Annotated in this window: 12 protein-coding genes and 1 pseudogene; 5 read left to right on the top strand and 8 right to left on the bottom strand. The window is 68.8% G+C overall.

Going from position 1 to position 12,625, the window contains the following annotated elements:
- Positions 1-19 precede the first annotated feature (19 nt).
- A complete protein-coding gene (locus QE428_RS03350) occupies positions 20-868 on the bottom strand; it encodes a Cof-type HAD-IIB family hydrolase (RefSeq protein ID WP_091356995.1) in 849 nt (282 codons plus the stop codon).
- A gap of 35 nt (positions 869-903) precedes the next feature.
- The gene (locus QE428_RS03345; RefSeq protein WP_307463021.1) at positions 904-1,371 is read right to left on the bottom strand and encodes a GNAT family N-acetyltransferase; all 468 of its coding nucleotides are present in this window, start codon (positions 1,369-1,371) and stop codon (positions 904-906) included.
- Positions 1,372-1,427: 56 nt separating this feature from the next.
- Between QE428_RS03345 and mmuM the strand changes: the two genes are divergently transcribed.
- Positions 1,428-2,351 carry a homocysteine S-methyltransferase gene (gene mmuM / locus QE428_RS03340; protein ID WP_307463017.1) on the top strand — a complete coding sequence of 308 codons (924 nt, stop codon included), beginning with the start codon at positions 1,428-1,430 and terminating at the stop codon, positions 2,349-2,351.
- Position 2,352: 1 nt separating this feature from the next.
- Here the strand turns inward: mmuM and QE428_RS03335 are convergent, their stop codons facing one another.
- From QE428_RS03335 to QE428_RS03325, 3 genes are all read right to left on the bottom strand, one after another.
- Entirely contained in the window at positions 2,353-3,771 is a 1,419-nt protein-coding gene (locus QE428_RS03335) for a glycoside hydrolase family 1 protein (protein WP_307463014.1), read from the bottom strand.
- Between the two features lie 95 nt (positions 3,772-3,866).
- On the bottom strand, positions 3,867-5,726 hold the full coding sequence (locus tag QE428_RS03330; protein WP_307463011.1) for a beta-glucoside-specific PTS transporter subunit IIABC: 1,860 nt from the start codon (positions 5,724-5,726) through the stop codon (positions 3,867-3,869).
- Between the two features lie 218 nt (positions 5,727-5,944).
- On the bottom strand, positions 5,945-6,823 hold the full coding sequence (locus QE428_RS03325) for a PRD domain-containing protein (RefSeq protein ID WP_133399194.1): 879 nt from the start codon (positions 6,821-6,823) through the stop codon (positions 5,945-5,947).
- A gap of 58 nt (positions 6,824-6,881) precedes the next feature.
- Between QE428_RS03325 and rlmN the strand changes: the two genes are divergently transcribed.
- From rlmN to QE428_RS03310, 3 genes are all read left to right on the top strand, one after another.
- A complete protein-coding gene (gene rlmN, locus QE428_RS03320; protein WP_373457689.1) occupies positions 6,882-8,138 on the top strand; it encodes a 23S rRNA (adenine(2503)-C(2))-methyltransferase RlmN in 1,257 nt (418 codons plus the stop codon).
- 79 nt (positions 8,139-8,217) lie between these two features.
- Positions 8,218-9,231 (top strand): aldo/keto reductase family protein, encoded by a 1,014-nt coding sequence (locus tag QE428_RS03315; protein ID WP_307463006.1) that lies wholly within the window; start codon positions 8,218-8,220, stop codon positions 9,229-9,231.
- Positions 9,232-9,247: 16 nt separating this feature from the next.
- A complete protein-coding gene (locus tag QE428_RS03310; protein WP_307463003.1) occupies positions 9,248-9,727 on the top strand; it encodes an NUDIX domain-containing protein in 480 nt (159 codons plus the stop codon).
- A gap of 109 nt (positions 9,728-9,836) precedes the next feature.
- Here QE428_RS03310 and QE428_RS03305 read toward each other — a convergent pair whose 3' ends face one another.
- From QE428_RS03305 to QE428_RS03295, 3 genes and pseudogenes are all read right to left on the bottom strand, one after another.
- Positions 9,837-10,370: a ribonuclease H gene (locus QE428_RS03305; RefSeq protein ID WP_307463000.1), complete on the bottom strand. Its 534-nt coding sequence runs from the start codon at positions 10,368-10,370 to the stop codon at positions 9,837-9,839.
- A 97-nt stretch (positions 10,371-10,467) separates the two neighbouring features.
- Positions 10,468-10,761 carry a hypothetical protein gene (locus QE428_RS03300; RefSeq protein ID WP_133399197.1) on the bottom strand — a complete coding sequence of 98 codons (294 nt, stop codon included), beginning with the start codon at positions 10,759-10,761 and terminating at the stop codon, positions 10,468-10,470.
- 181 nt (positions 10,762-10,942) lie between these two features.
- Positions 10,943-11,921, bottom strand: a pseudogene (locus QE428_RS03295) (zinc-binding dehydrogenase).
- 66 nt (positions 11,922-11,987) lie between these two features.
- Between QE428_RS03295 and QE428_RS03290 the strand changes: the two are divergent.
- Positions 11,988-12,596 carry a TetR/AcrR family transcriptional regulator gene (locus QE428_RS03290; RefSeq protein ID WP_307462995.1) on the top strand — a complete coding sequence of 203 codons (609 nt, stop codon included), beginning with the start codon at positions 11,988-11,990 and terminating at the stop codon, positions 12,594-12,596.
- Positions 12,597-12,625: the final 29 nt, after the last annotated feature.

The raw sequence follows: 12,625 nt of genomic DNA, 5'->3' as shown, positions 1-12,625 counted from the left end.
ACGCGCCGCGGCGCGCCGGTCAGACCAGGCCGAGCTTCACGAACGCGTTCCACACGCCGTCGTCGAGGACGTCGGTCGTGACGTTGCCGGCGCGCTCCTTGAGGGCGGGGTCGGCGTTGCCCATCGCGACGGGCGAGCCGACGACGTCGAACATCTCCGCGTCGTTCCAGCTGTCGCCGATGCCGACCGCGTCGGCGGCGTCGAGTCCGAGGATGTCGAGCACCCGGAGGATCGCCGAGCCCTTGTTCGTGCCACGCAGGCCGATCTCGCCGTTGGACCCGCCGGGGAGCGGGATGCTGCCGGGGATGACATGGAAGCGATCGCCGAGGTCGGTCTGGGCCCTGTCGACGCTGTCGGAGCGCTTGCTGATGAAGGTGGTCTTCGCGATCGCATCGAGGTCGGCGTCGGCGACGGGGCGGTAGGTGACGATCGGCTTCGGTTCGACGACGTCGGTCTGCCCGAGACGGCGGGCGTCCTCGAGGTGACGCTTGCGGCGCTCGGCGAAGTATTCGTCGAGCATCGCGCCGACACCCTCGCTCGCGAAGACCGCTTCGTCGGACTGGAGGAAGTAGTCGATGTCCTCCGACTCGAAGTACGAGATCAGCCGGTCGGTGTCCTCGCGGGGCATCGGGTCGGCGAACAGCAGGTCGTCGCCGCGGACGGCGTAGGCACCGCCGTTGGTGATCGCGCCGTCGTAGCCGATCTCGCGGACCTTGGGGTGGATGTCACCCGCTGCTCGCCCGGTGCAGAGATAGACGAGGTGCCCGTTCTCGCGTGCCGTCCGGATGGCGGTGATGGTCGAGTCGGCGATGGCCGTCCCGTGCTCCAGGATGGTTCCGTCCACGTCGAGGAAGGCGATGCGCGTCATACGTCCATTCTCCCGGACGGAGAGGGACGGCCGGTTCAGAGCCGCTTGCGCAGGAAGACCTGCTCGGTCCCGTCGTCGCCGGGGACCCGTTCGCTCTCCTCGTACCCCTCGCGCTCGTAGAGGCGGAGGTTCGCCTCGCTCAGCGACCCGGTGAACAGCTCGGCGGTCGTCGCCCCGGCGTCCCTGCCGCGCTCCTCGACGGCGGACAGCAGCGAGGTGCCGAGGCCCGATCCCTGCTGGTCGGGGGCGATCGCGATCCGGCCGATGAGCAGCAGGTCGCCGTCGAGGCGTGCCCGCACGCAGCCCACGATGCGCTCGCCGTCGAGGGCGATGCATCCGAGGTTCTCCTCGAGCTCCGCGCGAACCTCGTCGAGGGTCTGCGTGAGCGGCGGCATGTCGACGGCGTCGTAGATGAGCGCCTCCTGCACGAAGGCGGCGCGCTGCAGGGTGAGCACCTCGCCGGCGTCGTCCACGGAGATCGGGCGGATGCGGGAAGTCGTCACATCTTTCAGCGTAATGCGACGGGGGAGAGCAGAGCGGCCGAGCCTAGAGTGACCGCATGCCCGATGTCCGCGCCGTGATCGCAGGCCGCCCCCTCGTCCTGGACGGCGGACTCGGGACGATGCTCGAAGCCCGCGGGCACGACCTCGCCGGCGCGCTCTGGTCGGCCGGTGTCCTCATCGAGGCGCCGGGCGATGTCCGCGACGTGCACGCCGAGTTCGTCGCCGTGGGCGCCGAGGTGATCACGACCGCCTCCTACCAGCTCGGGTACGACAACCTCGGCGCTGCCGGGTACGACCAGGCGGCCGTCGACCGGCTGCTCACGGCGTCGGTCCGGCTCGCGCGAGAAGCGGCGCAGGGGCGGGCGTGGGTCGCGGCATCCGTCGGTCCGTTCGGAGCGGTCCGTGCCGACGGCAGCGAGTACACGGGGGACTACGGGGTCTCCGCGACCGACCTGGCGCGGTGGCATCGGCGCCGCATCGAGGTGCTCGCCGCGGCCGGCGCCGACCTGCTCGCGATCGAGACCATCGCCTCTCCCGCCGAGGTCGAGGCGGTCGCCCTCGCGCTCGAGGGGATCGACGTCCCGGCGTGGATCTCGGTGTCCGCGGCGAGCACGGCGTTCGACGGCGGCGGCCTGGCATCCGCCCTCGCCACGGCGGCGTCCGCCTCGGGGGTCGTCGCGGTCGGGGCGAACTGCTGCCCGCCCGACCTCATTCCCGCCGTCCTCTCGCACGTGCCGGCCGGGGTCGCGGCCGTCGTCTACCCGAACAGCGGCGAGCGGTGGGATGCGGCATCCCGGACCTGGCGCGGCGAACCCGGGTCCGCCTTCACCGATGTCGACGACTGGGTGGATGCCGGTGCCCGCCTCGTCGGCGGGTGCTGCCGCACGACGCCCGCCGACATCGCAGCGCTCGCCGCCCGGCTCGGGACCCCCGGGAACAACGATGCGGCCGTGGCGAACCACGACCGCATCGGAGGGTAGGTCAGCGCGCCAGCGATGCGCCGTTCGTGCGGATGACCTCCGCGTACCAGTCGAACGACGCCTTCTTGTAGCGATCGAGTGATCCGCTGCCGTCGTCGTTCCGGTCGACGTAGATGAAGCCGTACCGCTTGCTGAGCTGCGCTGTCGACGCCGAGACGAGGTCGATGCAGCCCCACGTCGTGTAGCCCATGAGGTCGACGCCGTCGGCGATCGCTTCACCGACCGCCTCGAGGTGCGCCTGCAGGTAGGCGATGCGGTAGTCGTCCTGGACGGTCTGGACGCCGTCGACCTCGACGAGCTGGTCCTTCGCCCCCAGGCCGTTCTCGACGATGAACAGCGGCTTCTGCCAGCGGTCCCAGAACTGGTTCAGCACGAGGCGGAGGCCGACGGGGTCGATCTGCCAGCCCCACTCCGACTCCTTCAGCGTCGGGTTCTTGACGCCGCCGAAGAGGTTGCCTTCGCCCATGACGCGCTTCGACTCGTCGGTCGTCTCGCAGATCGACGAGTAGTAGCTGAACGACACGAAGTCGACGGTGTTCTCCTTGAGGAGCGTGCGGTCCTCGTCGGTGATGTTCAGCTCGACACCCTGCTCGCGCAGGCTCCGCAGGTAGTAGCCGGGGTATTCGCCGCGCACGTGGATGTCGCCGAAGGCGAGGTTGACGCGCTCCGTCGTGAGGGCGGCGAACACGTCATCGGGGTTCGGGGTGAGCGGGTAGACCGGCATCGACAGCACCATGCAGCCGATCTGCGCGTTCGGTGCGAGCTGACGGGCCACCTTGGTCGCGAGCGCCGATGCCACGAGCTCGTGGTGGATCGCCTGGTACAGGTCCGAGGGCGACAGCTCGTCCTTCGGGGTGTTGATCCCACCCGACATGAACGGCGCGTGGACGATCGAGTTGATCTCGTTGAAAGTCAGCCAGTACTTCACCCGGGCGCCGTAACGCGAGAAGAGCGTCCGCACGTAGCGCTCGTAGAACCCGATCATGTCGCGGTTCACCCAGCCGTCGTAGGTTTCGGCGAGGTGCAACGGGGTCTCGTAGTGCGAGATCGTGACGAGCGGCTCGATGCCGTGGCGCTCGAGCTCGTCGAGGACCCGGTCGTAGAACGCGAGGCCGGCCTCGTTGGGCTCGGTCTCGTCGCCCTTCGGGAAGATGCGGCTCCAAGCGATCGAGAACCGGAAGGTCTTGAACCCCATCTCGGCGAAGAGCGCGATGTCCTCCGCGTACCGGTGGTAGAAGTCGATGCCGACCTGCTTCAGGTTGTCGTCCGTCGGGCCCTCGCTGCGCGGGGTCATGATGCCCTGCGGCATCACGTCCTGGATCGAGAGTCCCTTGCCGTCTTCGAGGTATGCGCCCTCGAGCTGGTTCGCGGCGGTCGCGCCGCCCCAGAGGAAGCCGTCGGGGAACGAGATGGTGCTCATGAGTCGCTTTCGTTTCGTGTCGTGTGGGTTCGAGGGGGAGGGGGATGCCGGGCGCCGCCGCTTCGGGTGCGGCGGCACCCGGCATCCGGATCGGGTCAGGCCGTGACGGCCGCGGACTCGACCGAGACCGCCGTGAACAGCGGCTCACCGTGGGCGATGGGGCCTGCAGCGCGGTCGGTGATCGCCGGGTAGAGCTCGCCGTTGGTGACGACGATCGGCGTGGTCAGGTCGTACCCGGCCTTCTCGATCGCGTCGCCGTCGAACTCGACGAGCAGGTCGCCGGCCTTCACCTGCTGGCCCGTCGTGACCTTCACGTCGAAGTGCTGCCCGCCGAGCTTGACCGTGTCGATGCCGATGTGGATCAGCACCTCGGCGCCGTCGGCGTGACGCAGGCCGATGGCGTGGCCGGTCGGGAACGCGGCGGCGATCGTCGCGTCGAACGGGGCGTACAGGGCTCCGCTGCGAGGAAGGATCGCGACGCCGTCGCCGAGCGCGCCCTCGGCGAACGCGGCATCCGGCGTCTCGGACAGCGGGACCACGGTGCCATCGAGCGGGCTGAGGACGGCGAGGTCGTTCTCCGCGGTCGCCGGGGCGGGCGCCGCATCCTCGGCCGGTTCGACGAAGCCGATGATCACGGTGAGCAGGAACGGGACGATGATCGCGACACCGAGGCCGATGACGAGCATGAACATGTTGCCGTTACCGAACAGGGCCGGAAGGGCGAGGCCGGAGGGGACGACGAACGCCTTTGCGAAGACGCCGCCGATGCCGATGATCGCGCCGCCGATCGCGCCGCCGACGATGCCGAAGGCGAACGGGCGCTTGAGGGGAAGGTTGATGCCGTAGATCGCGGGCTCGGTGATGCCGGCGAGGAAGCCCGACAGGGTCGCGGGGGCCGCGAGCGACTTGAGGTTCTTGTTGCGCGCACGCACCCAGACGCCGGCGACGGCGGCCGCCTGCGCGAGGACCGCGGCGAAAACGGGGCCGACGAGCATGATCTGCCCCGTGGTCTGAAGCTCGAGGGTGAACAGCGGAACGAGACCCCAGTGCAGCCCGAAGATCACGAAGACCTGCCACAGGCCACCCATGATGGCGCCGCCCGCCCACGGGGCGTTCTCGAAGACCCAGTTGATCCCTCCGCCGATCCCGCGACCGATGAGATCGGAGATCGGGCCGATCACGACGAAGACGAGGGGCACAGCGATCAGCACGACGATCATCGGGGTGATGAACCGCTTGATGGCGCTCGGCAGCTTCGCGTAGAGGACCTTCTCCGCATGGCTCTGCAGCCAAACGATCACGATGATGGGGATGACGCTCGAGACGTAGGTGACCATCGTGAAGGGGATGCCGAAGAAGGTGAGATCGGGCTTGCCCACGAGTGCGGTCGCTGTCGGGTACAGCAGCGCCATGGCGATCGCGAGAGCCGTCCATTCATTGGCCTTGAAGTAGCGAGCGGCCGTGATCGCGAGTGCCAGGGGGAGGAAGTTGATGAAACCGTCCGACAGTGCCTGCAGGACGATGTAGGTGGAGGTTCCTTCACTCATCCAGCCGAACGTGACGGCTGCCGCCAGGAACGCCTTCAGCAGACCCGTGCCGGCGAGCGCCCACAGGACGGGCGTGAAGATCGCCGAGATCATCGAGATGAAGCGGTTGAAGAGGTTGCCCTTCGGGGCGTCGCTCGCCGCGCCGTCGGCGGAGGCCGCGCCGAGCTTCGAGATCTTGCCGATCTCGGCGAAGACGTCGGGCACGTCGTTGCCGATGACGACCTGATACTGGCCGCCGGCCTGGGCGACCGTCACGACACCGGGCGTCGCCTTGACGGCGGCGCTGTCGGCCTTCGACTCGTCCTTGAGGACGAAGCGCAGGCGCGTCGCGCAGTGCACGAGCGAACTGACGTTCTCTTCTCCGCCGACGCCCTTCAGGACGCCGGCCGCGGTCTTCGAGTAGTCCATCGGGACACGCTCTTCCTTGCCGCATCGGTGCGGCACATCTCGGGTGGGTCACGCGTCGGAGCCGTTTCCGGGCAACAAAAAAACCTGAACTCGTTCATCGCTCATCGAGCGATGTGAGTTCAGGTTTTGCCTGCTGCCGCAGTAACAATCCGTCGCGTGCAGGGCGGCATCGCCCTGCGGAAGGTCACGTTAGCATGCATCCGAATGGGACGCGAGGGTCACTCCGGCGAAGCGGCGACCTGGGATGCGAGCCGCTCGACGTGCACGATGACGTACAACAGCTCCTCGTCGGTGAGCTCGGACTCCGTGGCCGCACGGACGTAGGCCTTGACCTCCTGCGCGATCGCATACGACCGCGGGTAGCTGTGCTTGGCGAACTCGAAGAACGAGCTGTCGGCGCTGCGCAGCATCGATCTGGACACGAGCCGCTGCAAGAGGAACTGGATGTGCAGCACGAACCGGGCGTAGTCGGGGCTTTCGACGTCGAGCTTCACGCCGAGCCCGTTCTCGACCGTCAGGACGACGTGCTGCACGCGGCGGAACAGCAGCGCAGCGGTCCCGTTCGGCTCGTCCCGCGTGGCGTTCAAGAGGTGCATCGTGAGGAAGACGGCTTCCTCGGCGGGCAGTTCCGTTCCGAGTGCCTCGGAGATCGACGCCGCCATCGCGGCGGCTGCGGCGAACTCCGCCGGGTGGAGGACGCGCAGCTCCGGCATGTTCGCCGTCGGGATCCGGATGCCCTTGTCCAAGCGTTCCAGCACGAACTGGACGTGGTCGATGACCGCGACGGTCAACCGGCGCCCGAGGTGATGCCCGAGAGTCCGCTCGGCCTGGTCGACGGCGCGCGAGACGGCTTCGATGATCGGGTAGGGGGTGTCGGTCAGCATCCGGCGTTCGCGCTCGCCGTCCTCGCCGGCGTCGAGGATGAAGGTCTTCTCGACCTTGGCAGGGTCGAGGGAGTCGGTGGGCTTCAGCTGGAATCCGAGGCCGCGGCCCATGAGGACGCGTTCGCGGCCCTGCTCGTCGAGCGAGATGACGACGTTGTTGTTGAGCACCTTGTGCACAACCGTTCCGCGGCGCCGCGGAGCCCCATCCGTCATGCCCCGAGTCTAGAGTCGTCCGGCATCCGTCCAGCCCGTCGCCGGTAGCCTGGAAGGCATGACCGAGCCCACTTCCGCGCGCCCTGAAGGCATGTCCGCCGTGCGTACGACGACGCCCAAGCAGGTGCGGCCCGCGACCGAGGGGTGGACGCAGGCGAAGGATGCCGAGGGTCGCCCGCTCCTGCAGTTCGCGAGCCCCAAGCGCGGCAAGCCGCCGGTGCACCTCGCCGACCTCGATCACGATGCGCGCGTCGAGAAGCTGAAGGAGCTCGGGATGCCGGGCTTCCGCGCCGGGCAGCTCGAGAAGCACTACTTCCAGCACTACACGTCGGACCCCGCCCATATGACCGATCTGCCGGCGGGTAACCGCGACGAGCTCGTCGGCGGACTCCTGCCGAATCTCATGACCGAGGTGCGCCGCCTCGAGACCGACGGTGGCGACACGATCAAGTTCCTGTGGCGCCTGCACGACGGCGCCCTCGTCGAGTCGGTGCTCATGCGCTACACCGGCCGCATCACGCTGTGCGTGTCGAGCCAGGCCGGCTGTGGCATGAACTGCCCGTTCTGCGCGACCGGACAGGCCGGCCTCACGCGCAACATGTCGGCGGCCGAGATCGTCGACCAGGTCGTCCGCGCCAACCGGCTCATCGCCGACGGCGGCCTCGGCGACCCCCGGAAGGTCGGCCACAAGGACGAGCGCGTCACGAACATCGTCTTCATGGGCATGGGTGAGCCGCTCGCGAACTACGCCCGGGTCATGCAGGCCGTCCGGACGATGGTCGACAAGAAGCATGGCCTCGGCATGAGCGCGCGCGGCATCACCGTCTCGACGGTGGGCCTGGTCCCCGCGATCCGCAAGCTGAGCAACGAGGACATCCCGGTCACGTTCGCGCTGTCGCTGCACGCGCCCGACGACCTGCTGCGCGACGAGCTCATCCCGGTGAACTCCCGCTGGAAGGTCGACGAAGCGCTCGACGCCGCGCGCGAGTACTTCGAGAAGACCGGCCGCCGCGTCTCGATCGAGTACGCGCTCATCAAGGACATGAACGACCACGCCTGGCGCGCCGACCTCCTCGCCGACAAGCTCAACCAGCGCGGTCGCGGCTGGGTGCACGTGAACCCGATCCCGCTGAACCCGACGCCCGGATCGATCTGGACCTCGTCGGACGTCGACGTGCAGAACGAGTTCGTGCGACGCCTCAACGAGGCCGGCATCCCGACGACCCTCCGCGACACCCGCGGCAAGGAGATCGACGGCGCGTGCGGTCAGCTCGTCGCGACCGAGGATGATCAGGTCGCTGCCGCATCGGTCTGACCGGCCGGCGATTCTGCCCGCGGCGTAACGCTGTCAAGAGCCCCGTGTTGAGACAGCACCCGGGAGTAGCGTCGAACGCATGGTCAATTATCGATTCCTGGGCAACAGCGGCCTCAAGATCACTGAACTCACCTACGGCAACTGGCTCACCCACGGGTCGCAGGTCGAGAACGACGCGGCGATCGCGACGGTTCACAAGGCCCTCGACCTCGGCATCAGCTCGTTCGACACCGCCGACGCGTACGCCAACACCGCGGCCGAGTCCGTTCTCGCAGAGGCGCTCAAGGGTCAGCGCCGCGAATCCCTCGAGATCTTCACGAAGGTCTACTGGCCGACCGGTCCCAAGGGTCCGAACGACCACGGACTCTCGCGTAAGCACCTCCTCGAGGGCATCAACGGTTCCCTGAAGCGCCTGAACACCGACTACGTCGACCTCTACCAGGCGCACCGCTACGACTACGAGACCCCGCTCGAAGAGACGATGCAGGCCTTCGCCGACATCGTCCGTCAGGGCAAGGCGCTCTACATCGGCGTCAGCGAGTGGACCGCCGAGCAGCTGCGCGCCGGGCACGCGCTGGCGAAGGAGCTCGGCTTCCAGCTCGTCTCGAACCAGCCGCAGTACTCCGCGCTGTGGCGCGTCATCGAGGGCAAGGTCGTTCCGACCTCCGAGGAGCTCGGCATCTCGCAGATCGTCTGGTCGCCGCTGGCGCAGGGCGTCCTCACCGGCAAGTACAAGCCGGGTCAGCCGCTTCCCGAGGGGTCGCGCGCGACCGACGAGAAGGGCGGATCCGACATGATCAAGCGGTTCATGAAGGACGAGACGCTCACCGCCGTGCAGAAGCTGCAGCCGATCGCCGAGGGCGCGGGCATCACGGTGCCGCAGCTCGCCCTCGCGTGGGTGCTGCACAACCCGAACATCGCCGCGGCGATCATCGGGGCGTCGCGTCCTGAGCAGCTCGAGGACACCGTGAAGGCCTCGGGGATCGAGCTCGACGACGACACGTACGCCGCGATCAACGAGGCGCTGGCGCCGGTGGCGGTCACCGACCCGGAGGAGACGTACTCCGTCTCGCCGAAGTCCCGTCTGATCTGACGAGCGCCGCCCGTTCGTGGCCACGCAGAGCGCCGGCATCCTGCTCTACCGTCTCGACGGTGGGGGCGGGGTGTCGGCGTTCGTCGCTCACATGGGCGGGCCGTACTGGGCGTCGAAGGACGAGGGTGCCTGGTCGGTCCCGAAGGGTGAACTCGAGGACGGCGAAGAGGCGTTGGATGCCGCGAAGCGGGAGTTCCGCGAGGAGCTCGGCGTCGCCCCTCCCGAGGCCGACTACGCCGAGCTCGGCACGTTCGCGTACTCGTCGGGCAAGCGGGTGACGGTGTTCGTCGCCGACGGTGCGGGCTTCGAGGCGGAGGGGTTCGTGTTCGGTGAGTTCGAGATGGAGTGGCCGCCGCGATCGGGCCGGACGGCATCCTTCCCCGAGGTCGACCGCGCCGAATGGATGCCGCTGGATCGCGCGCGCGAGCGGGTCGTGAAGGGGCAGCGGTCGGCGTTCGACCGCCTGGCCGAACTGCTGAGCGCCGCGGACACCTGACGGCCGCGGCAACAACCGCGGAGCATTCGCGGGGGTCGCTGGTCGGAACCGGTTGCGGAGCTCGACCTCGGCGAAGACTCCGCGGTCCGTGCCCGCACCGGCGCGCGGGTCAGCGCTTCTTCTTCGGCGCCTCGGACACGTCGAGCCTCTCGTGCAGGCCGCCGAGCGACGACCACGCCGATTCCTTGCCGGATGCCGCGTGCTCGGCGCCGCGCACGGCGCGCTCGTCGGCCCACTCGTTGAGGACGTGACCGCGGTGTCCGCGGACGTGTTCGAGGACCACGTCGGGAAGGCCCGCGGCGCGGCGAGCGTCGCGCGCGGTGATCAGCTGCTCGAGCAGGTCGACGTTCTTCGTCGGCGCGCCGGTCGAGGTCTTCCACCCGCGGCGGCGGTGACCGTCCATCCATTTCTCGTACGTGTCGATCGCGTACTTCGAATCGGCCTGCACGACGAGCTCGCGGACATCCGCATGGTCCTCGATCGCCTTCAGGAGTCCCAGCAGCTCGCCGACGTTGTTCGTGCCCTGGATGATCGAGCCCGCCGCCCAGTGGCCGTCCTCGCCGACCCACGCCCAGCCCGTCGGTCCGGGATTGCCCTTGCAGGCGCCGTCGGTGGCCACTACATAGCGGGAGGTTTCGGTCACCGCTCCACGGTACCCGCGCAGCCGGCCCGCCCGATGCCCACCGGACTCTGCGGGCTCTCGGGCGGGAGATGCGGCCGCCGCTTTCGAGCCCGACGGACTACGAGTACGTCAGGCCGAAGAAGGTGGACCCCAGCATGAGCGCCACCACGGCGACTATCGCGCTGGCGGCCCTCGTTCCGGTGGGACCGCGCCGGATAGCGACGACACCGGAGGCCAGAGCCGCGATCATCGTTGCGAAGCTCGCGTAGCGAATCGTCGTCGCTGGCGATCCCCACACCGTCGACAAAGCCGCGAAGATCAGCAGTGCCACGGCGAGTCCGGCAACCACGAGACGACTGGCGGAGCCCCGCCGCTTCGACGCGACAACTGCGTAGTCTCCCGAAGTGCTCATCAAATCCCCCTGACGTCGCCCGAAACCGTCGGAGCCAGATTCGCACCTCGGCAATGCCGCCGCAACGATTCGCGGGTTTTGTCGGGGATGCATCGAAGTTCAGGCTGGAAAGTGGCTCTCGGGAGACGCGACGGAGGGGTGGGAGCGCTGAGCGCCACCACCCCTCCGTCGATGCACGTCCTTAAGGGCGGAGCAGGACCTTGCCGACGCGGCCGGCGGTCAGGCTTGCGCGGGCGGCGTCGCGCGCCTGCTCGAGCGGGAAGGTCGCCGAGACCGGCAGGGTCAAGACGCCGGACGAGAGGTGCTGGGCGAGCTCACCGAAGAGCCGGCCGCGCTTGGCGGCATCCATCTCGGTGCTCACCTTGCTGCCCCAGAAGCCCTTGATCGTGATGTGGCGGAAGATGACCGGGCCCGACGCGAGCTCCATGACCGGGGCATCCATCGCGCCGAAGACGACGAGGGTGGCGTTCTCGCCGAGGAGCGAGAGGACGTGACCGCTCGACTCGCCGCCGACGGAGTCGACGCCCGCGGTGATCGAGGCGCCGCCGGTGATCTCGGCGACCTTGTCGCGCCAGTCGTCGGTGTCGACGGCGACGATCCGGTCGATGCCCTGCTCGGCGAGCTCGGCGACGGCGGCGCTGCGGCGCACGAGGCCGACGATGTTGAGGCCGCGAGCGCGACCCATCTGGGCGACCATGCGGCCGACGGCGCCGTTCGCGGCGTTCTGGACGATCCAGTCGCCCGGCTTCAGGTCGAGGAAGTCGATGAGGCTGATCGCGCTGAAGGGCATGGAGACCAGCTGCGCGGCCTGCTCGTCGGGAAGGCCCTCGGGAACGGGGATGAGGCCTGCGGCGCGGGCGACGAACTGCTCCGCCCACACGCCGAAGGTGCCGCCGGTGGCGACGCGCTGACCGACCTGGAGGTTCTCGACGCCCTCGCCGAGCTCCTCGATGACTCCGACGGCCTCGGTGCCGGCGCGGGCGGGGGAGTTCCGGCTTGAAGCCGTAGGTGCCGCGGATGGTCCAGAGGTCGTGGTTGTGGATGGGCGAAGCGAGGAGGCGGACGCGGACCTCACCGGCGCCGGGCGTCGGGTCGGGGGTCTCCGTCGTCTCCAGGACGTCGGCCGGCTCGCCGAAAACGGGGTGGGTGACTGCGCGCATTCTTTCTCCAAGCGTCATTTTGTAACGATCGGTTCACTATACTATGGGTGACCGAGAGGATCCACCATGGGCCGTACCAGCGCATTCGACCGCGACGACGTCATCCGCGCCGCGCGGGACGTCTTCTGGGCGCGCGGCTACGCCGAGACCGGTGTCGCGGAACTCGAAGCGGCGACGGGGCTGAAGCGCTCGAGCATCTATCACGCGTTCGGCAGCAAGAAGGGGCTCTTCGAGGCCGTCGTCGCGAGGTACCTCGACGAGGTCGTGCGTTCGCGCATCGGTCGGCTTCGCGAGCCGGATGCCGGCCCCGAGGCGCTCGAGCGGTACATCGCCGAGATGCGGAGCGCGATCGCCAGCGGCACCCCGCGTGCGCAGGCAGGATGCCTGCTGCTCAATGCCGCCTGCGCTCCCGTCGTCGACGACGACCCCAACGTGCGCGCGCTCGTCACCGGGTACACCGACGAGCTCCGGGCGGCGATAGCCGCGGGTGTCGACGGTGCGCGGCCGGAGGTCTCCGCAGGCTCGCGCGCCGCGCTCTCCGAGGTCTGCGCGTCCCTGGTCATCGCCGCGTTGGCCGTGGCGAGGGTGGATCCGGATGCTGCGGATCGCAGCCTCTCGGCCGTCCTCACTGCCGTCGCTTCGTGGGACGCCGGCGCGACCCCTGTGTATACATAAGGTCGACCTATCGGGCGCTTCGCCCCTTT

It is taken from the genome of Microbacterium sp. SORGH_AS_0505, assembly GCF_030818715.1.
GTDB lineage: Bacteria > Actinomycetota > Actinomycetes > Actinomycetales > Microbacteriaceae > Microbacterium.
The sequence above is the reverse complement of the archived record's forward strand: the minus strand, read 5'-3'. Positions and strand labels throughout refer to the sequence as shown.